This window comes from Methylorubrum sp. GM97 (assembly GCF_024347855.1).
Lineage (GTDB): Bacteria > Pseudomonadota > Alphaproteobacteria > Rhizobiales > Beijerinckiaceae > Methylobacterium > Methylobacterium extorquens.
This window is the reverse complement of sequence record NZ_AP025942.1, coordinates 5,205,150-5,229,991: the sequence shown is the minus strand read 5'-3', so window position 1 is coordinate 5,229,991 and position 24,842 is coordinate 5,205,150. Positions and strand designations below refer to the sequence as shown.

The 24,842-nt window shown below is 69.5% G+C and carries 24 protein-coding genes and 2 pseudogenes; 14 read left to right on the top strand and 12 right to left on the bottom strand.

All coding sequences use genetic code 11. The features are described from left to right. Nucleotides 1–72: 72 nt before the first annotated feature. The 5 genes from glp to MSPGM_RS24190 all read right to left on the bottom strand — a co-directional run bounded on the left by glp (nucleotide 73) and on the right by MSPGM_RS24190 (nucleotide 4,370). Nucleotides 73–1,296 (bottom strand): gephyrin-like molybdotransferase Glp, encoded by a 1,224-nt coding sequence (gene glp / locus MSPGM_RS24210; protein ID WP_015857604.1) that lies wholly within the window; start codon nucleotides 1,294–1,296, stop codon nucleotides 73–75. Then, the gene (gene moaC / locus MSPGM_RS24205; protein WP_003607429.1) at nucleotides 1,293–1,778 is read right to left on the bottom strand and encodes a cyclic pyranopterin monophosphate synthase MoaC; all 486 of its coding nucleotides are present in this window, start codon (nucleotides 1,776–1,778) and stop codon (nucleotides 1,293–1,295) included. Before moaC ends, glp begins: the two co-directional genes overlap by 4 nt. After that, nucleotides 1,775–2,632, bottom strand: a complete 858-nt coding sequence (gene trpC, locus MSPGM_RS24200; protein WP_003607428.1) for an indole-3-glycerol phosphate synthase TrpC — start codon at nucleotides 2,630–2,632, stop codon at nucleotides 1,775–1,777. The genes moaC and trpC overlap by 4 nt, the downstream gene beginning before the upstream one ends. Nucleotides 2,633–2,665: 33 nt before the next feature. After that, nucleotides 2,666–3,679: an anthranilate phosphoribosyltransferase gene (gene trpD, locus MSPGM_RS24195; RefSeq protein ID WP_015857603.1), complete on the bottom strand. Its 1,014-nt coding sequence runs from the start codon at nucleotides 3,677–3,679 to the stop codon at nucleotides 2,666–2,668. A gap of 88 nt (nucleotides 3,680–3,767) precedes the next feature. Beyond that, nucleotides 3,768–4,370 (bottom strand): anthranilate synthase component II, encoded by a 603-nt coding sequence (locus MSPGM_RS24190; RefSeq protein WP_003602152.1) that lies wholly within the window; start codon nucleotides 4,368–4,370, stop codon nucleotides 3,768–3,770. A gap of 275 nt (nucleotides 4,371–4,645) precedes the next feature. Here MSPGM_RS24190 and MSPGM_RS24185 point away from each other — a divergent pair, with 275 nt between their 5' ends. Continuing rightward, complete coding sequence (locus MSPGM_RS24185; protein WP_003602150.1) at nucleotides 4,646–6,340, top strand: methyl-accepting chemotaxis protein; 1,695 nt, start codon at nucleotides 4,646–4,648, stop codon at nucleotides 6,338–6,340. 61 nt (nucleotides 6,341–6,401) lie between these two features. Here MSPGM_RS24185 and trpE read toward each other — a convergent pair whose 3' ends face one another. Next, entirely contained in the window at nucleotides 6,402–7,922 is a 1,521-nt protein-coding gene (gene trpE / locus MSPGM_RS24180) for an anthranilate synthase component I (protein ID WP_015857601.1), read from the bottom strand. 9 nt (nucleotides 7,923–7,931) lie between these two features. Next, on the bottom strand, nucleotides 7,932–9,836 hold the full coding sequence (locus MSPGM_RS24175; protein WP_003602147.1) for a peptidylprolyl isomerase: 1,905 nt from the start codon (nucleotides 9,834–9,836) through the stop codon (nucleotides 7,932–7,934). Between the two features lie 235 nt (nucleotides 9,837–10,071). Between MSPGM_RS24175 and tpiA the strand changes: the two genes are divergently transcribed. Further along, nucleotides 10,072–10,836: a triose-phosphate isomerase gene (gene tpiA, locus MSPGM_RS24170; RefSeq protein ID WP_003602146.1), complete on the top strand. Its 765-nt coding sequence runs from the start codon at nucleotides 10,072–10,074 to the stop codon at nucleotides 10,834–10,836. A gap of 3 nt (nucleotides 10,837–10,839) precedes the next feature. Next, entirely contained in the window at nucleotides 10,840–11,346 is a 507-nt protein-coding gene (locus MSPGM_RS24165) for a Tsi3 family protein (protein WP_315974123.1), read from the top strand. Between the two features lie 20 nt (nucleotides 11,347–11,366). Here the strand turns inward: MSPGM_RS24165 and MSPGM_RS24160 are convergent. Both MSPGM_RS24160 and MSPGM_RS24155 read right to left on the bottom strand, forming a co-directional pair. After that, nucleotides 11,367–11,832: pseudogene (locus MSPGM_RS24160) on the bottom strand (cysteine hydrolase family protein). Between the two features lie 20 nt (nucleotides 11,833–11,852). Further along, the gene (locus MSPGM_RS24155) at nucleotides 11,853–12,134 is read right to left on the bottom strand and encodes a hypothetical protein (RefSeq protein ID WP_003602139.1); all 282 of its coding nucleotides are present in this window, start codon (nucleotides 12,132–12,134) and stop codon (nucleotides 11,853–11,855) included. A 302-nt stretch (nucleotides 12,135–12,436) separates the two neighbouring features. Here MSPGM_RS24155 and secG point away from each other — a divergent pair, with 302 nt between their 5' ends. From secG to MSPGM_RS24130, 5 genes and pseudogenes are all read left to right on the top strand, one after another. Next, nucleotides 12,437–12,904, top strand: a complete 468-nt coding sequence (gene secG / locus MSPGM_RS24150; RefSeq protein ID WP_003602137.1) for a preprotein translocase subunit SecG — start codon at nucleotides 12,437–12,439, stop codon at nucleotides 12,902–12,904. 192 nt (nucleotides 12,905–13,096) lie between these two features. Further along, nucleotides 13,097–14,725 carry a CTP synthase gene (locus tag MSPGM_RS24145; RefSeq protein ID WP_003602135.1) on the top strand — a complete coding sequence of 543 codons (1,629 nt, stop codon included), beginning with the start codon at nucleotides 13,097–13,099 and terminating at the stop codon, nucleotides 14,723–14,725. 19 nt (nucleotides 14,726–14,744) lie between these two features. Next, nucleotides 14,745–15,143 carry a DUF350 domain-containing protein gene (locus MSPGM_RS24140; protein WP_003602133.1) on the top strand — a complete coding sequence of 133 codons (399 nt, stop codon included), beginning with the start codon at nucleotides 14,745–14,747 and terminating at the stop codon, nucleotides 15,141–15,143. Nucleotides 15,144–15,147: 4 nt separating this feature from the next. Continuing rightward, a complete protein-coding gene (locus MSPGM_RS24135; RefSeq protein WP_003602131.1) occupies nucleotides 15,148–15,780 on the top strand; it encodes a DUF1190 domain-containing protein in 633 nt (210 codons plus the stop codon). Beyond that, a pseudogene (locus MSPGM_RS24130) lies at nucleotides 15,780–16,942 on the top strand (glutathionylspermidine synthase family protein). Before MSPGM_RS24135 ends, MSPGM_RS24130 begins: the two are co-directional and overlap by 1 nt. 61 nt (nucleotides 16,943–17,003) lie before the next feature. Here the strand turns inward: MSPGM_RS24130 and MSPGM_RS24125 are convergent. Continuing rightward, on the bottom strand, nucleotides 17,004–17,297 hold the full coding sequence (locus MSPGM_RS24125; protein WP_003602127.1) for a hypothetical protein: 294 nt from the start codon (nucleotides 17,295–17,297) through the stop codon (nucleotides 17,004–17,006). 161 nt (nucleotides 17,298–17,458) lie between these two features. Between MSPGM_RS24125 and MSPGM_RS24120 the strand changes: the two genes are divergently transcribed. The 5 genes from MSPGM_RS24120 to MSPGM_RS24100 all read left to right on the top strand — a co-directional run bounded on the left by MSPGM_RS24120 (nucleotide 17,459) and on the right by MSPGM_RS24100 (nucleotide 21,832). Further along, nucleotides 17,459–17,911, top strand: a complete 453-nt coding sequence (locus MSPGM_RS24120) for a DNA polymerase III subunit chi (RefSeq protein WP_003602126.1) — start codon at nucleotides 17,459–17,461, stop codon at nucleotides 17,909–17,911. Nucleotides 17,912–17,982: 71 nt separating this feature from the next. Next, nucleotides 17,983–19,638: a S10 family peptidase gene (locus MSPGM_RS24115; RefSeq protein ID WP_003602124.1), complete on the top strand. Its 1,656-nt coding sequence runs from the start codon at nucleotides 17,983–17,985 to the stop codon at nucleotides 19,636–19,638. Next, nucleotides 19,635–20,006: a hypothetical protein gene (locus MSPGM_RS24110; protein ID WP_015857600.1), complete on the top strand. Its 372-nt coding sequence runs from the start codon at nucleotides 19,635–19,637 to the stop codon at nucleotides 20,004–20,006. The genes MSPGM_RS24115 and MSPGM_RS24110 overlap by 4 nt, the downstream gene beginning before the upstream one ends. A 69-nt stretch (nucleotides 20,007–20,075) precedes the next feature. Then, on the top strand, nucleotides 20,076–21,203 hold the full coding sequence (locus MSPGM_RS24105; RefSeq protein WP_003602264.1) for a carboxylate-amine ligase: 1,128 nt from the start codon (nucleotides 20,076–20,078) through the stop codon (nucleotides 21,201–21,203). Between the two features lie 83 nt (nucleotides 21,204–21,286). Then, a complete protein-coding gene (locus tag MSPGM_RS24100) occupies nucleotides 21,287–21,832 on the top strand; it encodes a DUF4142 domain-containing protein (protein ID WP_003602263.1) in 546 nt (181 codons plus the stop codon). 130 nt (nucleotides 21,833–21,962) lie between these two features. Here MSPGM_RS24100 and MSPGM_RS24095 read toward each other — a convergent pair whose 3' ends face one another. After that, the gene (locus tag MSPGM_RS24095) at nucleotides 21,963–23,006 is read right to left on the bottom strand and encodes a threonine aldolase family protein (RefSeq protein ID WP_003602262.1); all 1,044 of its coding nucleotides are present in this window, start codon (nucleotides 23,004–23,006) and stop codon (nucleotides 21,963–21,965) included. Nucleotides 23,007–23,270: 264 nt separating this feature from the next. On the opposite strand from MSPGM_RS24095, the gene MSPGM_RS24090 reads away from it, so the two are divergent. After that, nucleotides 23,271–23,963: a GntR family transcriptional regulator gene (locus MSPGM_RS24090; protein WP_003602259.1), complete on the top strand. Its 693-nt coding sequence runs from the start codon at nucleotides 23,271–23,273 to the stop codon at nucleotides 23,961–23,963. A gap of 31 nt (nucleotides 23,964–23,994) precedes the next feature. Here MSPGM_RS24090 and MSPGM_RS24085 read toward each other — a convergent pair whose 3' ends face one another. Continuing rightward, entirely contained in the window at nucleotides 23,995–24,819 is an 825-nt protein-coding gene (locus MSPGM_RS24085; RefSeq protein ID WP_003602251.1) for an enoyl-CoA hydratase/isomerase family protein, read from the bottom strand. Nucleotides 24,820–24,842 lie beyond the last annotated feature (23 nt).

The window sequence follows — 24,842 nt, the reverse complement described above, 5'->3', positions numbered from 1 at the left end:
CAGAAAATCAGGCGGATGCAAGACTTTTGCGCCGTCGGGGCCACAACCAGCGGCATCAGCCGCGATGGCGGCTCAGACGATGCGCCGATCCAGCCGGATGATGCGGCACGGGTCGCCCGCCTTGGCGGGGCTCGCATGGGCTGAGCGGATCAGCAGGGCCTCGCTGGTGCCGAGCACCGAGAGCATCGAGGAATCCTGGCGCGACTCGGGATGGACGACCGGCAGCCGGTCCGGCGCCGTATCGAGGCGGGCGCGCAGGTAGTCCTGGCGGGCGTCGTTCTCCGGCATATCGCGGCCGAGAAGCGCCGGCTCGCTGCGGTCCTCGCCCGCGCGCGGGTCGCCGAGGAGCGCGCGGATCGCCGGCACCACGAAGAGCAGGCCGCAGACGATCGAGGAGACGGGATTGCCCGGCAGGCCGATCACCGCCATGGGCCCGAGCCGCCCGTGCATCAGCGGCTTGCCGGGCCGGAGCGCCACCCGCCAAAAGCCGAGTTCCAGCCCCTCGGCCCCGAGCGCCGCCTGGACGAGGTCGTGATCGCCGACCGAGGCGCCGCCAAGTGTCACCAGAAGATCAGCTTCGGCCGCCCGCGCGCGACCGACCGCCTCGCGCAGGGCACCGAGATCGTCGGTGACGATGCCGAGATCGATGACCTCCGCGCCGGCTTCCAGGCTCAGCGCGCCGAGGGCGAGGCCGTTCGAGGCGACGATCTGGTCCCACGCCGCCGGCTCGCCCGGCCGCACCAGCTCGTCACCGGTCGCGAGGACGGCGACCCGGGGCTTGCGCCGCACCGGCAACACGGCGTGACCGGCGCTGGCCGCGAGCGCGAGGCGGCGCGCGTCGAGCGTCTCGCCGGCCCGCACCAGCGTCTCGCCCTCGCGGAAATCGAGGCCGGCGCGGCGCAGAAAGCGACCCGCCGCCGGCTCGCGGGCGGTGACGGTCTCGCCCTCGGCCTCGGCGTTCTCTTGAATCAGAATCGCATCGGCGCCTTCGGGGACCGGTGCGCCGGTGAAGATGCGCACCGCCTCGCCCGCGGCCAATGTTCCGGAAAATCCGTGACCGGCCGCGCTGGTGCCGATCAGGCGTAGGCGTGCCGGGACCGTCGCCACGTCGGCGGCGCGGACGGCGTAGCCGTCCATGGCGGAAGCCGGGAAGGGCGGCTGGGTCCGCCGGGCCGTGAGGTCGGCGGCCAGGGTGCGGCCGGCGCCCTGCGCGATGGGGATTTCTTCCACCGCGACCGGGCCGGGGATGGCGGCGAGGATCTTTGCGAGCGCTTCGGCGACGGGGAGCAGGCTCATGAGCCGGCGTTCCACGCGCCGGACTTGCCGCCCTCCTTCGACAGGAGGCGGATGCCCTCGATGCGCATGCCGCGGTCGGCGGCCTTGACCATATCGTAGACCGTCAGGCAGGCCACCGAGACGGCGGTCAGCGCCTCCATCTCGACGCCGGTCTGGCCCTGCACCTTCACCTCCGCGGTCAGGCGCAGGCCGGGAAGGGAATCGTCGGGCTCGCAGGTCAGCCGCACCTTGGTGATCAGCAGCGGGTGGCAGAGCGGGATCAGCTCGTGCGTGCGCTTGGCAGCCATGATGCCGGCGAGCCGGGCGGTGCCGATGACGTCGCCCTTCTTGGCGTCGCCCTCGCGGATCAGAGCCAGGGTCTCGGGCTTCATCACCACCACGCCCTCGGCCACGGCGGTGCGCGACGTCGCGGCCTTGTCCGAGACATCGACCATGTTGGCCGCGCCGGTCCGGTCGATATGGGTAAGGGTGGCGCCGCTCACCGGCCCTGCTCCCCGAACAGCAGGGAGCGCGTCGCCGCGGTCACGTCGTCCTGCCGCATCAGGCTCTCGCCAACGAGGACGGTGTTGAGCCCGTGCTGCTTCAGCCGCAGCACGTCGGCATGTCCGCCGATGCCGCTCTCGGCCACCGCGATCCGGTCGGCCGGGATACCGGGCTTCAGGGTGATCGCGGTCTCGAAGGAGACCTCGAAGGTCTTGAGGTTGCGGTTGTTGACGCCGACCAGACGGGTGCCGAGCGGCAGGGCCCGCTCCAGTTCCTGCGCGTCGTGGACCTCGACCAGCACGTCCATGCCGAGATCGTGCGCGGTCTCGGTGATGGCGGCGGCCTCCGCGTCATCGAGGCAGGCCATGATGACGAGGATGCAATCGGCGCCCCAGGCGCGGGCCTCGTAGACCTGATACGGCTCGAACATGAAGTCTTTTCGCAGGACCGGCAGGTCGCAAGCCGCCCGCGCCTCGATCAGGAAGTCCGGTGCGCCCTGGAAGGAGGGCGTGTCGGTCAGCACCGAAAGGCAGGTGGCGCCGCCCTTTGCGTAGGCCTTGGCCAGCGTCTTCGGGTCGAAATCGGCGCGGATCAGCCCCTTGGAGGGGGAGGCCTTCTTGATCTCGGCGATCAGGGCCGGACGGCCTTCCGCGATATGCCGGGCGATGGCGTCAGCAAAGCCGCGGGGCGGGTCGGCTTTGGCGACCTGCTTTTCCAGCTTGGCCAGCGGCAGACGCAGCTTCGCCTCGGCGATCTCGCGACGCTTATAGGCCTCGATCCGGGCCAGCACGCTCGCCCGCTCCGGGGTCGAGGTGGCAGGCCCGACGGTCACGTCGGCCACGATGTCGTCCATCGGTTATTCCTTAGAACCGCTCAAAGCCGTCTATCACGCATTGGAAACGGCGACGAGGCGCGCGAGCGTGCCCCGCGCCGCGCCGGAATCGATCGCCTCCTGCGCCTGCGCGACGCCCTCGGCGAGCGTCCCGGCGGCGCCTGCCACCACGAGGCCGGCCCCCGCGTTCAGCACGGCGATGTCGCGATAGGCGTTGCGGGCGCCCTCCAGCACGGCGGCCAAAGCGGCGGCGTTGTGCTCGGGGTCGCCCCCGCGGAGGTCGTCCAGGGTCGCGAGCGGCAGGCCGACCTCGCGCGGATCGAGGGTGAAGTGCCGGAACGCGCCGTCCTCCAGCGCGACCACCGCGGTCGGGCCGGTGGTGGTGATCTCGTCAAGCCCGTCGGAGCCGTGCACGGTCCAGACACGGCGGCTGCCGAGCGTGGCCAGCACCCGTGTCAGCGGCTCGGCCCAGGCCGGGCGCGAGACGCCGAACACCTGCGCGGTGACCCCGGCCGGGTTCGAGAGCGGCCCGAGCATGTTGAAGATGGTGCGGAACGGCAATTCGGTGCGCACCGGCGCGACATGGCGCATGGCGCCGTGATGCGTCTGCGCGAACATGAAACAGAGCCCCGCCTCCGAAAGGCAGCGCGCCAGGGCCTCGGGCGGGAGCCCGATCTTCACGCCGAGCGCGGCTAGGACGTCGGCGGCGCCGGAGCGTGAGGTCGCGGCGCGGTTGCCGTGCTTGGCCACGGGCACGCCGCAGGCGGCGGAGAGGATCGCGGCCAGCGTCGAGACGTTGTAGCTGCCCGAATGGTCGCCCCCGGTGCCGACGATGTCGATGGCGCCCTCGGGTGCTGCAACGGGCAACATCCGCGCGCGCATCGCCGAGACCGCGCCGACGATCTCGTCCTCGCTCTCGCCACGCACCGAGAGGGCGGTGAGGAAGGCGCCGGCCTGGATCGGCGTGACCTCGCCCGAGAGTAGGTCGTCGAAGGCGGCGCGGGCCTGCTCGCGGCTCAGCGGGGCGCCGGACGCGACGATCGCGAGATGAGTTTTGAAGGCGTCCATCGGGGTCGTGGCTCTGTTCGGGCCCTCCACCCATGGTCAGGAGGGGGAGGGGGTATGGAGCCGTCAATGCACGCCGCGGCCGGGCTTGTCACGCGCGCGGCGCGGCGTCCTTCCGCCAAGCGGCGGCAATGTCGAGGAAGTTACGCAGGATCTGTGTGCCGTGGTTCGAGAGGATGCTCTCGGGGTGGAACTGCACGCCGTGCACCGGCAGTTCGCGGTGCTGCAAGCCCATGATGAGCCCGTCGGCCTCCGCCGTCACCGCGAGATCCTGCGGGCAGCTCGCGCGGTCCACCACCAGCGAATGGTAGCGCGTGGCGGCAAAGCCCTCGTTGATGCCGCGGAACACACCCTTCGCCTCGTGGCGGATGGTGGAGACCTTGCCGTGCATGGGGGAGGGCGCACGCACCACGTCGCCGCCATAGGCCTGCCCGATGGTCTGGAGCCCGAGACACACGCCGAAGATCGGGATCTCGGAGCCCAACTCCCGCACCACGTCGAGGCAGATGCCCGCCTCGTTCGGGGTGCAGGGCCCCGGCGAGAGCACGAGCGCGTCCGGCGCCCGCGCGCGGATGCCGGCGACATCGATCTGATCGTTGCGCACCACGTCGATCCGCCCGCAGAGCGGGCCGATCAGGTGGACGAGATTCCAAGTGAAGGAATCGTAGTTGTCGATGACGAGGACGTTGGACATGGCCGCCGGCTTTGCGGAGTTTCCCCGTCGATGTGACGGTTGATCGGGCCGGGGTCAACGGGTGCCCGGGGCGCACCGCATCCCCCACACACGCTCGGTGGAACCGACGCGGCCGTGAGCATGACCGTGGCCGCAGCCGGTCGTTGCCCCAGTGCGGGGCAAGAGCCCCAGCTCAACCGGACATTGAAAAACCGCGGGCGTGAAACCGCCTATTAAAACCCTCGTCTTATCATTTGTTTGAATGACAAATTACTTCAAGCCGTGCTCGGAAATCGATGATGCGCAAACTCAATGATCTCAAGTTGCCCCTGAAGCTTGCGATCCCGATCGGCCTCCTGATCTGTCTGAGCGTCGGCCTCGTGCTCACGGCCAAATCCGGCATCGAGGGGACGCTGGAACGGGTGGCGCAACTCACGGACTACACCGTTCGCCGCCGCATCGCGGTCAGCGACTTCGATCGCGCGGTCAAGGAAGCGACGATTCACGAGAAGAACATCATCATCGAGACCGACCTCGCCGAGATGAAGACGTCGAAGGCGCTGTTCGACGCGAGTCGCGCGGAGATCTTCCGACAGATCGACAACATCCTCGCGGCGGCCGAGACGAGCGAGTTGCACAAGCGTTATGCGGAGACCCGCAGCGTGGTGAACACCTATCTCAGCGTGGTCGACAAGAGCATCGAGCGCGCCCTGCAGGGCGATCAGAAGGGGGCGATTGCCATCTCCATCAGCGAGGGGCGGGCCGCACGCCGACGCCTCGAGGAGCGCCTCTCATCCCACCTGAGCGTCAATGCGGCCAGCACCGAGACCACGATCCGGTCGGTGAAGGAGGAAGGGCGCGCGACCATGACGCGCCTCATCGTCGTCGCCGTCGTCGGTGTCGGAGTGCTGGCCTCGCTGGCGGGCCTGATCACGGTCTTTGGGATCGCGCGCCCGATCCGACGGGCGGTTCAGGCGACCGAGCGACTCGCGGCCGGCGACCTCGCCACGCCGGTGGATGACGTGGCGCGGCGCGACGAAGTCGGTGCCCTCAACAGGGCGCTTGCGGTGTTCAAGGACAGCGCTCTGGCCCGGCAGCGGCTCGAGGCCGAACAGACCCGTGAGACCAGGGCCAAGATGGTGCGCGCCGAGCGGCTCGACGCGGTGACCCGCGCCTTCGAGACCGACGCCACCCGGATGACCAGCGGCCTCAACACGGCGGCCGCCGACATGGAGATGACCGCCCGCTCGATGAGCGGGATCGCCGACCAGACGACCACGCAGGCGATGGCGGCGTCCTCGACCGCGACGCAGACCGCGGCCAACGTCCAGACCGTCGCCGCCTCCACGGAGGAATTGTCGGCCTCGATTGCGGAGATCACCGCCCAGGTCGCCCAGTCCATCAGCCTGATCGAGGCAGCGGTCGGTCGCGTCGCGGAGACCGACGCGACGATCCACGCCCTGAGCGAGACGGCCGAGCGCGTCGGCGCTGTCGTGGCCATGATCTCGGGGATCGCGGGTCAGACGAACCTGCTGGCGCTCAACGCCACGATCGAGGCGGCCCGCGCCGGGGAAGCCGGCCGCGGCTTCGCGGTCGTCGCTACGGAGGTGAAGGAGCTTGCCGCGCGAACCGGCGAGGCGACGGAGGAGGTCTCTGCCCAGATCGGCGCGATTCAGAACGCGACAAAGGCGGCGGTCGCCGCGATCCGCGCCATCGGCGGGCAGATCGCCGGCCTGGAGCAGGTCTCGGCCAGCATTGCCGCGGCCATGGAGGAGCAGGAAGCCGCGACCCGCGAGATCGCCCGAAACATTCAGGAGGCGGCGCGCGGCACCGAACATGTCACCGGCAGCGTTGCCGGCATGCGGCAAGGCGCGGGCGAGACCGGATCGGCGGCGACGCAGGTTCTCGACGCGGCCCGCCAGGTCGCCCGCGACTCCGAAGGGCTCGGCCGCACGGTCGCGAGCTTTCTCGCGGACGTGAAGGCGGCCTGAGGCTGTCGAGGCGCGGCCCCCGCCGCAGCGCGGGGGCTCACGCCCGGTTTCGCTGCAGCGCCTACTGCCCGCGCTTGGCCCGGCTCGCGAACTGCACCGCATCCTCCGCCGCTCGGAACAGGGCTTTCGCCTTGTTCACGCATTCCTGCTGCTCGGAGTGCGGATCGGAATCGTAGACGATGCCCGCACCCGCCTGCACATGCATGCGGCCGTCCTTCACGATGGCCGTACGCAGGACGATGCAGGTGTCCATTTCGCCGCGCGCACCGAAATAGCCGATGCAGCCGCCATAGGGTCCGCGCTTCTCGCGTTCCAGCTCGTCGATGATCTCCATCGCCCGCACCTTCGGCGCGCCCGAGACGGTGCCCGCGGGAAAGCCGGCGGCCAGCGCCGAGAGCGCGTCGTGGCTCGGGTCGAGGTCGCCCTCGACGTTCGAGACGATGTGCATGACCTGGGAATAGTATTCGAGGAAGAACGAGTCGGTGACGGTGACGCTGCCGATCTTCGAGACGCGGCCGACATCGTTGCGGCCGAGATCCAGCAGCATCAGGTGCTCGGAGCGCTCCTTCGGGTCGGCCAGGAGTTCGTCGGCCAGCGCCCGGTCCTCGGCCGGTGTGGCGCCGCGGCGGCGGGTGCCGGCGATCGGGCGGATCGTCACCTTGCCCTCGCGCACCCGCACGAGGATCTCGGGGCTTGAGCAGACGATCTGAAACGCCTCGAAATCGAGGTAGCACAGGAACGGGGCCGGGTTGGTGCGGCGCAAGGAGCGGTAGAGCGCAAGCGCCGGCAGGGTGAAGGGCGCCTCGAAGCGCTGCGACAGCACCACCTGGAAGATGTCGCCTGCGACGATGTACTCCTTGGCCTTGGCCACCATGCCGAGGAACGTGTCCGGCTCGGTGTTCGAGACCGGGGAGGGCAGGGGAAGGCTCGAGACGTCGAGGCGTGCCTCGACCGGCAACGGGCCTTCGAGGGCTTCCGCCACCCGGTCGAGCCGGGCCTGCGCGGCTTCCAGCGCGGCGCGGGCGCTCACGCCATCCGTTGGACGCACGGGGGTGACGACGGTGAGCGCGTCGGCCACCGCGTCGAACACCACCATCACCCGCGGACGCATCAGGATCGCATCCGGCACGCCGAGCGGATCGGGGTTCGGCTCGGGCAGCCGCTCCATGGCGCGGACCATGTCGTAGCCCAGATAGCCGAACAGGCCGGCGGCCATCGGCGGCAGAGCCGCGCTCTCGGCATCGTCGCCCACGGCGCTTTCGGCGATGAGGGCGCGCAGCGAGGCGAGCGGCGCCCGCTCGTCGGCCACGAAGTCTGAGAGGCCTGCGTCGCGGGCGATCTCGGTGCGCCCGTCGCGGCAGCGCCAGATCAGGTCGGGGTCGAGCCCGATCATCGAGTAGCGCCCGCGCACCGCGCCGCCCTCGACCGATTCGAGCAGGAAGCCGGGGCCGGCATGGACCGCCTTCAGCTTGAGGAAGGCCGCGACCGGCGTCTCCAGATCGGCCACCAGGGTGAGGCCGAGCAGGCTTGCCCGTCCGGCGTCATAGGCGCGCGCTACGGCCTCGTGCGCAGGCTCGGTCATAGGGGGACCTCAGTACTCGCCGCCGAACGCCCGCCGCAGGGCGGTCTGGTTCACATTGACGCCGGCGCTCTTCTGCACCTCGGCGATGAACTCGCCGAGCACGTCGTCGGCGAGCGCCGTACGCAGCGAGGTCACGAGCTGCCCGTCGCTCGGCGTGCCCGGCACGAAAGCCGGCATCGTGGCGGCCGTGACCTTGAACACCGCGCGTCCCTCGCCAGCGGGCGCCGAGGCCGCCTTACCGACCGGGGTGGTGAAGATGCGCTCGACGATCTCGGTCGAGAGGTCGTCCTTCGCTTGGTTGCGGCCGATCTCGGTGATCGTCTTCAGCGGCACGCCCGCCTCCTGCGCCACGGTCTCGATGGCCTCGCCCTTGTCGAGGCGCTCGGTCAGCTCCTTCGACTTGGCGACGAGGCGCTTCTCGATCTCGGCTGCGGTCCAACCCTTCACCACCTCGTCGCGGACTTCCGCCAGGGGCTTCTCGTGCGAAGGGTCGATCTTGACGACATCGTACCAGATCGCGCCCCCGGCCTTGGTGCGCAGCACCTCGGTGTCGTTGCCGACATCGGCGCGGAAGGCGGCCGGCAGCGTGCTCTCCTTGTCCGGAATGCCGGCGACCGGCTGGCCGGAGGGGTCGTTGCCCTGCGCATCCACCGCCGGGATGCTCAGCAGCGTCAGGCCCTGGTCCTTGGCAATCTCGGCCAGCGGCTTGGCGGAGGCGCGGGCATCCTCGATGGCGTCCTGAACCTTGTCGAAGCCGCCGTCGCGCACGCGCTTCAGGGCGATCTCCTTGCGGATCTCGTCCTTGACCTCGTCGAACGGCTTGACCGTGCCCGGCTCGATGGCCGTGACGCGCAGGAGCACGGTGCCGAAGCGGCCCTTCACCGGCTCGCTCACCTTGCCCTGTTCCAGCGCGAAGGCGGCGTTGCCGACCGCGGGATCGAACAGCTCGGCCTTCGTCATCGTGCCGAGATCGAGCTGCTTCGGGTCGAGGCCGCGGTCGGCGGCCACCGTCTCGAACGGCGACTCGCCGCTCTCGATCTTGGCCCGCGCCTCCGCAGCAGCCGCCTCGTCGGGGAAGCTGATCTGCTGGATCGTGCGGCGCTCCGCCTTGCCGAACCGGCCGGGATTGGCGTCGTAGACCTTGCGCGCCTCGTCGTCGGACACCTCGTCGGGCTTGGCCAGCGCGGCGGGGTCGAGCACCAGCAGGTTGAGGCTGCGGTATTCGGGGGCGCGGAACGAGGCCTTGTTGTTCTCGTAGTAGGCGTTGAGCGCCTCGTCGGTCGGGGCGGGGATCTCGCCCGCGGCGGAGGGCGCCAGCGTCAGCACGGCGGCGTCGCGGCGCTCGGTCGAGTAGCGGTGCACCGCCTCGCGGATCGCCTGGGGCACCAGCATCTCGGCGACGATCGCGTCGGCCAGCTGCAGGCGGGCGATCACCGAGCGTTGCTCGCGCACGAACATCGCCTCGTTCAGGCCCGCCCGCTGGAGCGTCTGGAAGAACAGCGCCCGGTCGAAGCTGCCATTGGCGTTCTTGAAGCTCGGCTCGTCCTGGATCGCCCGCAGCACCGTCGCGTCGGACACGGCAAGCCCGAGATCCGTGGTCTTTTGGTCGAGCGCCGCCTCGGTGATGAGCTGGGCCAGCACCTGCCGTTCCAGGCCCATCGCCCGCGCCTGGTCCGGCGTCAGCGTCCGCTTGAGCTGCGCCTGATAGCGCTGGAGCTGGTTCTGATAGGCAGTGCGGACCTCCTCGGCCGAGATCGGCGTCTTGCCGACGGTGGCGACGGCCGTGCTCGACCCGCCGCGGAAGAACTCCTCCACACCGAAGATCGCGACGCCCGCGATCAGGAAGGTGAAGATCACCGACAGCACGACCTTGCCGAGCCAATGCTGGCTGGCACTGCGAATGGACTGGAGCATCGGACGCCCGGGCCTAAATCTCTACGGTCCCTGCCCGCACGGGCGGGGAACAAATTCGAGCCCCGCGATAGACGATCGGAACGGCGGCGCAAAGGGCATGTCGTCCGGGGGGACCGGACGGGGGCGGGATGGGTGCCGGACGATCGCAAAGGTGGTTTGCGCGCCTAAGCTTGCTCTGCTAGGTCCGCCCTAGACGTTGTAAGTCCTCGAACGAGACACGGAGAACCGGGACGCCATGGCAAGCGAGGGACGCCGTCCGCTGGTTGCCGGCAACTGGAAGATGAACGGTCTGCTCTCCTCGGTCCCGACCGTGGAGGCAATCCGTGACGGGCTCTCGCCGGCGCTCGCGGACAAGATCGACGTGTTGATCTGCCCGCCCGCGACGCTGATCTCCTCCTGCGTGGCGGCGGTCTACGGCTCCGTGGTCGCCATCGGCGGTCAGAACCTGCACGCCCGGCCGAGCGGCGCCTTCACCGGTTCGATCTCGGCGGAGATGTTCGCCGATCTCGGCGCAACCTACGTCATCGTCGGCCATTCCGAGCGGCGCGCCTACCATTACGAGACCGATGACGGCGTCCACGCCAAGGCGCTCGGCGCTCGCCGCGCGGGCCTGCGCGGCATCATCTGCGTCGGCGAGACGATGGAGGAGCGCCAGCAGGGCCGGGCGCTCGACATCGTGCGCGCGCAGCTCGCGATCGGCTTGCCGAAGGGCGCCACCGGCGCCGACACGGTGATCGCCTACGAGCCGGTCTGGGCGATCGGCTCGGGCCGCACGCCGACGGCGACGGAGATCGCCGAGGTCCACGCCTCCTTGCGCGAGATGCTCGACAAGCTCGTCGGCGAGGAGGCGCACAAGATCCGCATCCTCTACGGCGGCTCGGTGAAGCCCTCGAACGCCCGCGAACTGATGGCGGTGGAGAACGTCGACGGCGCGCTGGTCGGCGGCGCCAGCCTCGTGGCGGAGGACTTTTTGGGGATCTGCCGCGCTTACGAGGGGTGAGCCCTGTCCCGGCCGAGCCGCGCCCTCAGCCTCATCGGGCCGGGGCTGCTCGGCACCCGGCTGCTTCTGTCGACGGCCGGAACGATCCCCCTTCTCCTGACGACCACGGCAGCGCGGGGCGCGGCGATCACGGTACCGGGCGGGTGTCGGCTGACCGTCGATGTCCCCAAGGGTTTTTCGGCCCGGTCACGCGGCGCGGACATCGTCCTGCAACCGATCGGGCAGGAGGGCCGGCGCAGCGTGGTCGAGATCAAGCTGACGCCCGGACACGGCAGAGACGCGACCGCCCTGACGGAGCGCCGGCCGCTCGGTGCGACGATCGCCCGCTACCGGATGACACGCGAAACCGTGGGATCGGGCGGCGAGGAGACGGCGCTCATTGTCGAGGTCCAGCGTGGAGGCGGTGTCATCCGTCTGGAAGCGTCGGCGCAGCGAGACGATGGCGCCGAGCCGGATTTCGAACCGGCGTGGTCGGCACTTGCGACCGCGCGCTGCACCGAGACCCGCTGACCCGCCGCCCCACCCGTCGGTTACAGTGCGTCGGGGCCACTCAGAACGCTGCCGAAATGATGCCGCCAGAGCTTGGCCCCCAGTGAGGCCGAACGGTCGAGGGACGACCCGACGCTGAGCCATGGCAGCAGGGTCGGGCGCAGCCCGGCATCGAACAGCATGAAGCCGGCGGCGAGGCAGCAGGTCTCCGTCTGCACGCCGCAGACGAGGACGCGCTCGATGTCGAGCGCCTTGAAATGGTCGATCAGCGCGGGCGGCGGCAGGTAGCCGTGCTTGACGAAAACCCGGTCGGCCGGGACCAGCGGCGCCTCGTCCAACGGCGGCGCCCAGCCGAGCTGCGCCCTGAAGGGCGTCACCGCCTCGTCGTGCCGCTCGACGGTCGCAACCGTGTGTCAGCGTCCGGCTCAGCGCGGTGATGCCGGCCACGATCGTGTCCGGCACGCGGAAGCTCGCCTGGACATCGACGACGAGAAGGGCCTGCCGCATGGAACGCGCTAGGTCCGTGGCTAGTCCGCCCGAGCGGGCGCCTTGGCCACCGCCTCCTTGGTGCGCTCGATCATCGAGAGCACCGCGACGTAGAAGGCCTGCTGCAATGGGCTCATCGCGACCGGCCGGATCCGGTCCGAGAGTGCGGCCTGCAGCGAATCCATCGCCTGCACCCGCCCCGCCGGGTCGGGCCGCTCCAGGGCGATCCGCAGGAGGTCGCCCTGGACGGCCTCCATCTCCTCGCGGTCGGCGCGGTCGATGAAGGCGGCGAACCGCCCGGCTTCGTGCTGAAAATCGCTCATTTTCGACTCCTCGCACGGGCCATGGCCCTATGACCATGCTCCTGCGGCGTTTTTCCCAGGCGTCACCTCCATGCGGGCGAGCGGCATTTCCCGATGCCTCGGCTCAACCTTCATGTTGACCGCGCGTTCGCCGCGCGCGAGGCGTTTGTCCCGCCCGCTTGCGTAAAGGCTGGTTGGCGCGGGTGGGCAAACGGTGTAGGAGCCCCCACTTCGTGCAGCGGATACGCGGGCGCGCTGCTTTTGCGCGCGACCTTTAGTACGGCACACCGACAGCGTCCGCGCGAGTGGGCACCGGAATCGCAATGCAGACCGTCCTCATCGTCGTCCACCTCATCATCGTGCTGGCGCTCATCGCCGTGGTGCTGCTGCAGCGCTCGGAGGGCGGGCTCGGGCTCGGCGGTGGCGGCGGGGGCGGCGTCTCCGGCTTCATGACCGGCCGCGGCCAGGCGAACGCGCTGACTCGCGCGACCGCGATCCTCGCCGCCCTGTTCTTCACCACCAGCATCGCGCTGGCGATCTTGGCCCACCGCACCGCCGCGCCTCGCTCGATCCTCGACGAGGCCGGAACGCCGCAGGGCCAGACGCAGCAGACCGACAAGCCGGTGAACGCGGACAACCTGCTCGACACGCTGCGCAGCGGCAGCCCGAGCCAGGGCGGCCAGCCCGCCTCGGTTCCCACCGACGCACCGGCCAAGCCGGCAACCCCGGCGCCCGCTCCGAACACCCCGCCGGCCGCACCGGCGACGCCGGACGCGCCGCAATCGCGCTGAGCGCGATGCGACGCAGCCGCACCATCTGCGGATAAGAGCCTTGCGGCCGGCGCATCGGCCGCGGGGACGTGGAAGACAAATTCCTCAACGGCATGAGGGGCATCGCCCCGTGCCGCCTCCCGCGTGGCCGGCGGGGTGCGGTAACCGTTGCGGTTTGGCGAATCGCTTGAGCCCCTTTATGGACCAGAGCCCATGACGCGGTACGTTTTCATCACCGGCGGCGTGGTTTCCTCCCTGGGCAAGGGCCTCGCCTCCGCCGCCCTCGCGGCTTTGCTCCAAGCGCGCGGATACCGCGTGCGCCTGCGCAAGCTCGACCCCTATCTCAACGTCGATCCGGGCACGATGAGCCCGACGCAGCACGGCGAGGTGTTCGTCACCGACGACGGCGCCGAGACCGACCTGGATCTGGGCCATTACGAGCGCTTCACCGGCCTGCCGGCCTCGCGCGCCGACAACGTGACCACGGGGCGGATCTACCTCGACATCATCACCAAGGAGCGGCGCGGCGATTATCTCGGCGCCACGATCCAGGTGATCCCGCACGTCACCAACGCCATCAAGGCGTTCGTGCTCGACGGCAATGACGATTACGACTTCGTTCTGGTCGAGATCGGCGGCACGGTCGGCGACATCGAGGGCCTGCCGTTCTTCGAGGCGATCCGCCAGATCGGCCAGGAGCGCCCGCGCGGCAGCGTCTGCTACCTGCACCTCACGCTCCTGCCCTACATCCCGTCCGCCGGTGAGTTGAAGACCAAGCCGACGCAGCACTCCGTGAAGGAGCTGCGCTCCATCGGCATCCAGCCCGATATCCTGCTCTGCCGCTGCGACCGTCCGATCCCGCAGGACGAGCGGCGCAAGCTCGGCCTGTTCTGCAACGTGCGGGAAAGCGCGGTCATCGAGGCGCGCGACGTCGACACGATCTACGCCGTGCCACTCTCCTACCGCGAGGCGGGACTCGACCGGGAGATCCTGGCGCATTTCCAGATGGAGCCGGAGACCGAGCCGAAGCTCGACCGCTGGCAGAACATCCTCGAGCGGGTGCGCAACCCCGAGGGCGAGGTCACCATCGCCATCGTCGGCAAGTATACGGGGCTGAAGGACGCCTACAAGTCGCTCACCGAGGCGCTGACCCACGGTGGCATCGCCAACAACGTGCGCGTCAACCTCGAATGGATCGAGGCGGAGGTGTTCGAGCGCGAGGACCCGGCGCCCTTCCTCGAAGGGCTGCACGGCATTCTCGTGCCCGGCGGCTTCGGCCAGCGCGGCGCCGAGGGCAAGATCCGCGCGGCCCGCTACGCCCGCGAGCGCAACATCCCCTATTTCGGCATCTGCTTCGGCATGCAGATGGCAGTGATCGAGGCGGCGCGCTCGCTCGCCGGGATCGAGGGGGCCAACTCTACCGAATTCGGCGCGACCGCGGAGCCCGTGGTCGGCCTCCTCACCGAGTGGATGCGCGGCAACGAGTTGGAGCGGCGCGCGGCCGAGAGCGATCTCGGCGGCACCATGCGGCTCGGCGCCTACAAGGCGACGCTCGGTGCGGACACCAAGATCTCGCAGATGTACGGCGGCACAGAGATCTCGGAGCGCCACCGTCATCGCTACGAGGTCAACATGGCCTATCGCGCCCGCCTGGAGGCCAAGGGTCTGCGCTTCTCCGGCACCTCGCCGGACGGGCTCCTGCCCGAGACGGTTGAACACGAGGGCCACCCGTGGTTCATCGGCGTGCAATTCCACCCGGAGTTGAAGTCGCGCCCCTTCGAGCCGCACCCGCTGTTCAAGGGGTTCATCGCCGCCGCGATCGACCAGAGCCGCCTGGTGTGATCGAGAGAGGGACCCACGGTTGACGACGATCTCGGGCCTTCCGGCCTTTCTCGCCTACTTCGCCGTCTCCCTCGGGCTCACCGCCCTCTACCTCGTGACCTACCTCACCGCGACGGCGCACCGGGAAATCGCTCTGGTGCGCGAGGGCAACCTCGCCGCCGCGCTCGCTCTCGGAGGCAGCCTTCTCGGCTACTCCATCCCGCTCTCAGCCGCAGTGCGCTACGCCGGCTCGCTGCTCGACTGCATCGTCTGGGGGCTCGTCGCCCTTGTGGTGCAGGTCGCGATCTACTGGCTGATGCGGCCGCTGCTGCCGAACCTGTCGCAGCGGATCGACGAGGGCCAAACGGCGCCCGCTGTCCTGCTCGGAGCCGCCTCCCTGGCGGGCGGCCTCGTGAACGCCGCCTGCATGAGCTACTGACGCCGTGGCGGACGACCGCGAGACCGGGCGCGGGTTCGGCCGACGCAGGCCGGACGAGCCTGCTCCGGCCGTCACACCGCCCGACGCGGCCGCGAGCAAACGCTCGCAGACCGTCTCAACTGTGCTGGTCGCGAGTGCGGGCCTCGCAGCACTCGGCCTTGGCTCTCTCGAGCGGACTGCGCCGTCGAAAGACGTCCTCGTCTACGTCGACGCGGCCGCCTGCGCCGCCGACGGCATTCGCCCGGCCGAAGAGTGCCGCAGCGACTATGCCACCGCCCGTGCGGCCTATCCGTCGACCGCGCCACACTATGAGTCAGCGGCGGAGTGCGAGGAGCACCACGGGTCGTCGCATTGCCTGCCGGATCCGAATACGCCGCCGCAGTCCGTCCCCCGCATGGCGGGCTTCCTGCTCGGTCGCCGCGCCTCCGATTGGGTGACACCCGAACCCGTTTACGAGCACCGCCAGGGTCACGGCGGTCATCACGGCAGTTACTGCACCGGGTCGGGCGGCAAGGTCTCCACCGGAGGCGGAGGCCACGCCTCCTCGGCAACGCTCAAGCCCGCCGCGGCGAAAGCGACACAGTTCGGCGGCTTCGGCAGCAGCGGCAAGAGCTTCTCCTCCTTCGGCGGCACCTGATGCGCCGCTTCGCCTGCGGAGAGCGGCCCGGCTGGCGGGAGATCGCGGGGACGCCGGCTTTGCCTTCCACACCATCGACGGCGAACCCTATTGGGACGAGAGCCACGCCTACGCCTTCACGCTGGCCGAGATCGAAGACGACATCGAAGGACCGAGCGCCGAGCTGCACGCGCTCTGCCTCGATTTCGCGGCGGAGGCGGTCGCGGACGAGCGCATCCTCACCTCGCTCGCGATTCCCGAACCGGTCTGGGACACGGTGCGAGCGAGTTGGCACCGGCGCGATCCGAGCCTCTACGGACGCCTCGATTTCTCCTACGGCGGCACGGGGCCAGCCAAGCTCCTCGAATACAACGCCGACACCCCGACCGCCCTCTACGAAACCGCCGTGTTCCAGTGGCTCTGGCTCGAACAGGGGTTGAAGGAAGGGCGCCTTCCTGCGGGCAGCGACCAGTTCAACGCACTTCACGAACGGCTGATTGCGCGTCTCGCCGAGATCGCGCCGCCCGGCCTCATCGCCTTCGCCGCCGATACGAGCGGTCCGGAAGACCTCGGCACCGCCGGCTACCTTCAGGATTGCGCGGTCCAGGCCGGCTGCGCGACGATCCTGCTCGACCTCGCCCAGATCGGCCTGCGGGCGGATGGCGCCTTCTGCGGGCCGGACGAGCAGCCCTTCGCCGCCCTGTTCAAGCTCTACCCCTGGGAATGGGCGTTTCAGGACGCGTTCGGTTCGGCGGTCGCGGCCTCGCCGACGCGGTTCCTCGAGCCGCCCTGGAAGATGGTGCTCTCCAACAAGGGCCTGCTTGCCCATCTCTGGGCGCGCGAGCCCGGCCACCCGAACCTGCTGCCGGCCTTCTTCGAGTCCGATCCCGCCGGTGCGAGCCTGGGCGGCGACTATGTGCGCAAGCCGCTGCTCTCGCGGGAGGGCGCCAATGTCGAAATCTTCTCCGATGGCGCCCGCGTCGCCGGAGCGGATGGGCCTTACGGTGGGAACGGCTTCATCCGGCAGGGGCTGGCCGAGCTGCCCTGCTTCGACGGCCGCCGCCCGCTCCTGGGGGCCTGGATCGTCGGGGATGCGCCGGCCGGACTGTGTATCCGCGAATCCGACGGCCCGATCACCGGCGACACCGCGCTGTTTGTGCCGCACCTGATCGAGCGGGGCTGACGCCGCTCACGAAAAAGGGGCCGGATCGGCTCCGGCCCCCTCGCTTGCGCTCCGGCTCGCGTTAGCGGCCCGCGGCGCTGTTGCCACCGCCGGCGCTGCCCGCGCCACCGCCCATGGTGCCACCCGGCGCGTTGCCCGTCGTGGCGCCGGGGGCCATGGTGCCGGTCGAGCCGGTGGTTGCGCCTGCGGGGCTGCCGTTCGTCGGCCGCATGCTGTTGCCGGTGTTGTTCCGCACCGGGCTGGCACTGTCCGTGGTGCCGCCGGTGCCGCCCTTGCCGGTGCTCGACTGGGCGAAGGCTGCCCCGGAGACGGCGAGGGTCAGCGCGGCGGCGAGCGCGATCATCTTGGTCGGCATGGTTCTTTCCTTCCCTGATATCGGGTGTGGAAAGCGAACCCGCCGCCGACGGCATGGTTCAGCGCGAATTTCCTCAGCCGTCGCGCGATCCGTGGGTCCGGCGGCCGCGACGCCACGTCCGCACTGCCTTCGGGGCAGCAGACCCTATATGGTGCGATACCGTGACCGAAATCCTGTTCTACCACCTCCAGCGCCAGCCCCTCGAAAAGGTGCTGCCCAGCCTCGTCGAGAAGTCGCTGGAGCGCGGCTGGCAGGCGGCCATCCAGGCGGTGAGCGAGGAGCGGCTTCAGGCGCTCGACGACGGCCTCTGGACCTATACCGACGAGAGCTTCCTGCCCCACGGCACGGACCGCGACACGGACGCGGCGAGGCAGCCCGTGGTGCTGACCCTGCGCGAGACCAACCCCAACGGCGCCTCGATCCGCTTCCTCGTGGAGGGCGCGGAACTGCCGGAGGATGCGGAGAGCTACCAGCGGATCTGCATCCTGTTCGACGGCACCGACACCGACGCACTGCTCCACGCGCGCGAGCAATGGCGCGGCGCCAAGGCCGCCGGCCACGCCATCGCCTACTGGCAGCAGGACGAGGGCGGGCGCTGGACCAAGAAGGCGTGAGATCAATTCGTCGTCCGATGGGAAGGCGCGACAACACGCACGACCAATCGCCCGAGGATCGCGAGAGACCGATGACGCAAGCCTTCTCCCTCTCCCCCCGTGCCGGAACGGCCCGGCTCTACCTGGCCGGCCTCCTCTCCCTCACCGTGGGATTGGGGCCGGTGTTGGCCCAGCACGGCCCGGCACAGGGTGACGGTCCTGGCCAAGCGCAGGGGAGGGGAACGGCGCAGGGCCAGCCGCGCAAGGCGCCGGAAGGACGCCGTTTGCCGCCGGACGCGATCACCGAGCACAGCATCGACGGACCGAACGGGCGTGCGCTCGCCTTCACCGCGACCGCCGGCAGCCTCGCCCTCGTGGACGAGGAGGGTAAGCTTCAGTCCGAGATCGCCTTCATCGCCTACACCAAGGCGGGCAAGCCGGAGGAGGCCGCCGCCCGGCCGATTACCTTCGGCGTCAATGGCGGGCCGGGCGCGGCCTCGGCCTATCTCAATATCGGTGCGATCGGTCCCTGGCGCCTGCCGACCGACGGCGCCTCGATCAGCCCGTCGCAGACGATCGCGCTTCAGCCGAACCCGGCGACCTGGCTCGATTTCACCGATCTCGTCTTCATCGATCCCGTCGGCACTGGCTACAGCCGCGCGGCGGATGGCGACGGCAAGAAGTACTGGAGCGTCGATGCGGATGCCTCGGTGCTCGCCGCGGCCATCGCCCGCTATCTGCGCCAGAACGACCGCCTCGCCTCGCCAAAATTCTTCGTCGGCGAGAGCTATGGCGGCTTCCGCGGGCCGCTGATCGCGCAGAAGCTGCAGCAGGATGTCGGCGTCGGTCTCTCGGGCCTCGTGCTGCTCTCCCCCGTGCTCGACTTCGCGTGGCTGCAGCCGCCCCGCACCACGCCCTGGGGGTTTGTCACCAAACTCCCCTCGTTTGCCGCCGCGGCGCTGGAGCGCGCGGGCACGACGCCGAGCCGCGAACTCATGAAGGAGGCGGAAGCCTACGCGTCCGGCGCCTATCTCACCGATCTCCTGAAAGGCCCGTCCGACCGGGAGGCGGTGGCGCGGCTCGCCGAGAAGGTCTCGGCGCTGACCGGCCTCGATCCGGAGACCGTGCGGCGCCAGGCCGGGCGACTCACCGCCCACAGCTACCAGCGCGAGATCGGCCGCGATGCCGGCCGTGTCGCCTCGGCCTACGACACCGGCGTGACCGGCTGGGACCCGGACCCGACCGCTCCGCAATCGAACTTCGAGGATCCGGTGCTCGACGCATTGCAGGCGCCGCTCACCACCGCCATGGTGCAGCTCTATCAGGGCCGCCTCAACTGGCGTGTCGAGAACATGCGCTACGAGTTGCTCAACGGCGCGGTCAACCGCGGCTGGACCTGGGGCTCGGGCCGCTCGGCGCCGGAAGCGATGGGGGCCCTAAAGGACGCGCTGGCGCTCGACGGGCGGATGCGGGTGCTCGTCGCCCACGGCTTCACCGACCTCGTGACGCCCTACTTCACCTCGAAGATGCTGCTGGACCAGATGCCGGTCTACGGCTCGCCCGACCGCCTCAAGCTCTCGGTTTATCCCGGCGGCCACATGTTCTACACGCGGCCGGACTCGCGCAACGCCTTCCACGACGACGCCGCCGACCTGTTTGCCCGAGCGCTGGAGACCCGCTCCAACGGGAGCGCGAAGGGCGGTGGCGCGTCGGGCGCGACCATGCCGGAGAAGAGACCGACGCCTTGAGACTGCTTCTGGGACTTCTGCCCGCCCTGCTGCTGGCGAGCTGCAACACCGCCGAGCGCCGCGAACCGATCCCGCCACCGCCGCCACCGAGCGCGGTTCTGCCCGCGATCCCGTCGGCGCCGGCCGCCGCGCTCGGCCCCGTGCTCGACGGCAACGGCGCCTGCACCGGGCCAGCACCGGGCACGGCCGCCGCCATCCAAACTGGGATCGGCGAATGCGACCTCGTGCGGCTCAAGGGCCGCCCGCCCACCGACGTCCTGGTCGGCGAGGGCCGTTCCGGCCGCGAGGTGCAGGTGCTCTACACCGAGCCCGGCGCCAAGGAGCTGTATTTCTTCGTGAACAACCGCCTCGATCGTATCGTTCGTTAACGCACGAACCAATTGGGCCCGTGCTTGCTTCCATCCGGACCGGGTCGGACCCGGAAGGTGGGACGAGCGATGGCACACGCATACCGGTTCGGGATCGAGGAAGAGCTGTTCCTGGCCAACAGCCGCACCCGGGCGGCGCCCAGCGAATCGGTTTCGGCCTTCCACAAGGCGGCGCGGAACCGGCTGGAGGGCGTCGAGCGCGAGATGCTGGAGAGCCAAGCCGAGATCTGCTCCAAGCCCTCGGCGAGCTTCGATGAGACCCATGAAGCCCTGGCCAAGCTCCGCACCGGCCTGTGCGGCATCGGCCGCGAGCACGGCCTGAAGGTCTTCGCCGCCGGCACCCACCCGACCGCGATCTGGACCGACCAGCGCGAGACCGCCAAGGTCCGCTACCGCAAGATGATCGAGACGCTGCAGATGGTGGGCCGGCGCTCCATCGTCAGCGGCCTGCACGTCCATGTCGAGGTGCCCGAGCCGGACCAGCGCATCGACCTGATCAACCGGCTGATGCCGTTTCTGCCGGTGCTGCTCGCGCTCTCCACCTCCTCGCCCTTCTACGAGCGCCACCGCACCGGGCTCGCCGGCTACCGCCTGCGTGCCTATGCCGAGCTGCCCCGCACCGGCCTGCCGGAACTGTTCGACGGAGCTGACGATTTCGAGCGCTACGTGCGGGTGATGACGCGGGCGGGTGCCGTCGAGGACGCGACCTATTTCTGGTGGCACATCCGCCCGTCGATTCGTTACCCGACCCTCGAATTGCGGGTCGCCGACAGTTGCACCCGGCTCAAGGACACGCTGGCCATCGCCGCGCTCTACCGATGCCTTGTGCGACTCTGCGTGCGCCGGCCGGAGCTGAACGCCCGGCCGACGGGCGCCTCGCGCGGCTTCGTCATGGAGAACCTGTGGCGGGCGCAGCGCGACGGCGTTCACGCCGCCCTGATCGATGAGGCGGCGGAGGAGGCGGTGCCGGTGCGCCGCCTCGTCGAGCGCCTGCTCGACCTTGTGGCGGAGGATGCCGCGGCGTTGGGCTGCAACGCACAGATCGCACATGCCCTCACCATCACCGAATGCGGCTCCAGCGCGGACGGGCAGATCCGGGCCTACGAGGCCTCGCTCGCCGCGGGCGGCAGCGAGCGCAAGGCGCTGTCCGGCGTCATCGACTGGCTCGCCCGCGAGACCGCGAACTGCGAGGCGTGACGGCGCGCCTCCGGCTCCGCCAGGAACATCGAACGCCCGCTCCGGTTGCTCCGACAGGTCCGATTCTGTCCTAGGAGACTTCCATGAGAACGACACTCACTGCCGCCGCCTGCCTGCTCCTGCTGGGCGCGGCGGGGATGCCGGCCCATGCCCAATCGGTCGGCGAGAAGACCGGCGTGAACTCGCTGATGGGCGTCGCCCCCACGGCTCAGGACTTCGTCACGCAAGCCGTCATCAGCGACATGTTCGAGGATCAGACGAGCAAGCTCGCCCTGGAGAAGGCCGACGAGAAGACCAAAGCCTTCGCCAAGAAAATGATCGAGGACCACAAGAAGACCTCGGACGAGCTGAAATCCGTCGTTCAGACCGGCGACATGAAGCTCAACCTTCCGACCGCCCTGGATTCGGCCCACCAGAGCAAGCTCGACAAGCTCAAGAGCCTGAGCGGCAACGACTTCACGAAGCAGTATCACGACGATCAGGTGACGGCGCATAAGAACGCCACCGACCTCTACAAGCGCTACGCCGAGAGCGGCGACAACGCGGCGCTCAAGGCCTTCGCCATCAAGACGAAGCCGCATCTCGACGAGCACCTGAAGATGGCTCAGGACCTCGACAACAAGAAGTAGTCTTTTCGCGTTTTCGGGCGGCGCTCCTCGGTGAGTGCCGCCCAGCCGGCGGCATCTTCAGCACGGGCTATCAGACCACAGCCTCACCCTGAGGTGCCGGGATGGAAGAGGGGCGCTCGGCCCCTGACCATCAAACTCGTTGCATGAACGCCGCGGCCTTCGCGCGGATCACCTCGGCCGCCCGGTCGATGCCCGCGCGATCGACGTCGAGATTGGCAGTCGCACGGATCTGATGCGCTCCGATCGCCCGCACCCGCACCCCATCTTCGAGACAGGCGCTCGCGAAGGCCGAGGCGGTGATGCCCAAGGCCTCCACCGTGAAGCACAGGATATTCGACTGCCCTGCCGTCGGGTCGAAGGCCAGGCCCGGCACGTCGGCGATCGCCCGGTGCAGCCGGCCGGCATTGGCGTTGTCCTCGGCAAGCTGGGTCATGTGGTGGTCGAGGGCGTAGAGCCCCGCTGCCGCCAGCACGCCCGACTGGCGCATCGCGCCGCCGAGCCGGTACTTCCACTGCCACGCGTGGTCGATGAAATCCCGCGTGCCGGACAGGACCGCGCCGACCGGGCAACCGAGACCCTTGCTGAGATCGATCCAGACACTGTCGAAGCCGGCCGCATATTCCGCCGCCGAGAGGCCGCTGGCGACGACCGCGTTGAGCAGGCGCGCCCCGTCGATATGCGCCTTCAGGCCGCGCGCCTGGGCGTAGTCGCGGATCAGGCGCATCTCACCGATGTCCCAGACCGTCCCGCCGGAAAAGCTCGTCGTCTGCTCGATCGAGACCAGCCGCGAGCGCGGCGCCGTGCGCTGCGGAACCCGGATCGCCGCCTCGACCTGGGCCAGGGTGAACAACCCGACCCGCGTCGGCAGCGCCTTCACCGAGACGCCGCCGATCGCGGCTGAGCCGGCGGCCTCGGTGTTGTAGATGTGGGACTGGTCGTCGACGATTATCTCGTCGCCCGGTCGGCAATGGACGAGGATCGAGGCGAGGTTGCACATCGTGCCCGACGGCATGAACACGGCCGCCTCCTGACCGAGCATCTCCGCCACGCGCTCACATAGCGCATTGGTGGTCGGATCGGAGTTCGACTGCTCGTCGCCGACCTCGGCCCGCGCCATGGCCTCGCGCATGCCCGGCGTCGGGCGCGTCTGGGTGTCGCTGAACAGATCGATCATGGCGCATCCTTCCTTGCGGGCCCCGTCCGCTCGGTCCCGCCGCCACGCTCCGCTGCAAGGGGCTCCCGCGGCGCTCCTGAATGCATGAAAAATTCAATCACTCGCAAGCCGTCCCGCGCGCCGTCGCGATGGTCGCCTTTCGCAGGTCCGGAACTTTCCGTGTGGCTCACGAAGCTGGGAACGGCCGCGTATCTCGACAGGCGGTAGCCGCAAGTCTAGAAATTGCGACGCGTAGTTTCGCATTTAAAATTCTTTGAGAGCTCGATGAATAGAATTGAGCCCAGTATCGGGATCAACCGTCGCTACCTTCATGACGAGGTGGCGGACCGGATGCGGGAATTGATCAACGAAGGCGAACTCGAGCCGCGTGCGCGCGTCAACGAGAGCGAATTGACCGAGCGGTTCGGAATTTCGCGCACGCCGCTGCGCGAGGCGATCAAGATCCTGGCGACCGAAGGCCTTCTGGAGCTGCTGCCGAATCGCGGCGCCCGGGTCGCGAGCATCTCCCCCGACGAGCTGGAGGAGATGATCGAGGTCATCGCCGGGCTCGAAGCGACCGCCTGTGACCTCGCCTGCCGGACGATTACCGACGAGGAACTCGCGGAGATCGAGGCGAAGCATCAGGCGATGATGGCGGCGTGGCAGGCGCGCGACGAGACGAGCTACTTCCGCCTGAATCGCGAAATCCACGAGGCGATCATGCTGGCGAGCCGCAACACCAAGTTGCGCAGCCTGTATCTGGGTCTCACCGGCCGGATTCAGCGCTCCCGCTACAGTGCCCACCAGACCGAGGCGCAGTGGGCCCAGGCGGTCGAGGAGCACGAGCGCATGATTCCGCTGCTCCGCGCCCGTCAGGGCGAGGAACTCGCCGGGCTGATGCGCCGGCATATCCGCTCGAAGAAGCCGGTGATCGCGGCGATCTACGGCGAAGAGGGGACTGAGGCGTCGCCCCGTTAGAGCGTTTTCCGACGAAGCGGACGCCGCAGGCTCAGCGCCCTTTGAAGCTCGGCGGGCGCTTGCCCAGGAAGGCTTCCATGCCCTCCCGGAAATCCTCGCTCATATAGGTCATTACGATCAGGTCGTCGCCGGGCCGCTCGCCCTCGGCGGCCTCCGCCACGCCCTCCTCGCCGATGCGGCGCAGGCCTTCCTTGGTGGCCTGGAGGGTGAGGGGCGCGTGGCTCGCGAGCAGGGTGGCCAGCGCATCCGCTCGGGCCGCGACGGCCGCGGCATCCTCGACCACCTCGTTGACGAGGCCGATCGCCAGCGCCTCCTGCGCCTCCACGAGCCGGGCGGTGAACAGAATGTCCTTCACGCGCGGCGCGCCGATGAGATTCGCCAGCCGCCTCAGGGTGTTCTGCGAGAGGCAATTGCCGAGCGTGCGGGCGATGGGGATGCCGAAGCGGGCGTCGCGGCTGGCGATGCGCATGTCGCAGGCCGCAGCGATGGCCGCGCCGCCGCCGGTGCAGGCGCCGGCGACCGCCGCGATGGTCGGCACCCGCAGGCGCTCCAGGCCGCCGAGCACCCGGTCCATGAAGCGCTCGTAGCCGATCGCGTCTTCCGGTTTGCTGAAGCTGCGGAACTGGGCGATGTCGGTGCCCGCCGCGAACGCCTTGTCCCCGGCGCCGGTGATGATCACCGCCTTGATCGCGTGGTCCGCCTCGATCCGCTCGCACAGTTCCACCAGCCCGCGATACATCGCGAAGGTCAGCGCATTGCGCGCCTTCGGCCGGTTGAGGGTGATGCGGGCGATGCCCGCCGCATCCACCGCGAAGAGCAGTTCGTCGGTCGAAGCGGTCTCGGCGTCAGCGTTCATGGAGCGGTTCCTCGTCAAGCGTC

Bases quoted from the DNA above. Each gene is read 5' to 3' on its own strand.
- glp (WP_015857604.1), bottom strand. From the start codon at position 1,296: ATGAGCCTGCTCCCCGTCGCCGAAGCGCTCGCAAAGATCCTCGCCGCC.
- trpC (WP_003607428.1), bottom strand. From the start codon at position 2,632: ATGGACGACATCGTGGCCGACGTGACCGTCGGGCCTGCCACCTCGACC.
- trpD (WP_015857603.1), bottom strand. From the start codon at position 3,679: ATGGACGCCTTCAAAACTCATCTCGCGATCGTCGCGTCCGGCGCCCCG.
- MSPGM_RS24190 (WP_003602152.1), bottom strand. From the start codon at position 4,370: ATGTCCAACGTCCTCGTCATCGACAACTACGATTCCTTCACTTGGAAT.
- MSPGM_RS24185 (WP_003602150.1), top strand. From the start codon at position 4,646: ATGATGCGCAAACTCAATGATCTCAAGTTGCCCCTGAAGCTTGCGATC.
- trpE (WP_015857601.1), bottom strand. From the start codon at position 7,922: ATGACCGAGCCTGCGCACGAGGCCGTAGCGCGCGCCTATGACGCCGGA.
- MSPGM_RS24175 (WP_003602147.1), bottom strand. From the start codon at position 9,836: ATGCTCCAGTCCATTCGCAGTGCCAGCCAGCATTGGCTCGGCAAGGTC.
- tpiA (WP_003602146.1), top strand. From the start codon at position 10,072: ATGGCAAGCGAGGGACGCCGTCCGCTGGTTGCCGGCAACTGGAAGATG.
- MSPGM_RS24155 (WP_003602139.1), bottom strand. From the start codon at position 12,134: ATGAGCGATTTTCAGCACGAAGCCGGGCGGTTCGCCGCCTTCATCGAC.
- secG (WP_003602137.1), top strand. From the start codon at position 12,437: ATGCAGACCGTCCTCATCGTCGTCCACCTCATCATCGTGCTGGCGCTC.
- MSPGM_RS24145 (WP_003602135.1), top strand. From the start codon at position 13,097: ATGACGCGGTACGTTTTCATCACCGGCGGCGTGGTTTCCTCCCTGGGC.
- MSPGM_RS24125 (WP_003602127.1), bottom strand. From the start codon at position 17,297: ATGCCGACCAAGATGATCGCGCTCGCCGCCGCGCTGACCCTCGCCGTC.
- MSPGM_RS24115 (WP_003602124.1), top strand. From the start codon at position 17,983: ATGACGCAAGCCTTCTCCCTCTCCCCCCGTGCCGGAACGGCCCGGCTC.
- MSPGM_RS24105 (WP_003602264.1), top strand. From the start codon at position 20,076: ATGGCACACGCATACCGGTTCGGGATCGAGGAAGAGCTGTTCCTGGCC.
- MSPGM_RS24100 (WP_003602263.1), top strand. From the start codon at position 21,287: ATGAGAACGACACTCACTGCCGCCGCCTGCCTGCTCCTGCTGGGCGCG.
- MSPGM_RS24095 (WP_003602262.1), bottom strand. From the start codon at position 23,006: ATGATCGATCTGTTCAGCGACACCCAGACGCGCCCGACGCCGGGCATG.
- MSPGM_RS24090 (WP_003602259.1), top strand. From the start codon at position 23,271: ATGAATAGAATTGAGCCCAGTATCGGGATCAACCGTCGCTACCTTCAT.
- MSPGM_RS24085 (WP_003602251.1), bottom strand. From the start codon at position 24,819: ATGAACGCTGACGCCGAGACCGCTTCGACCGACGAACTGCTCTTCGCG.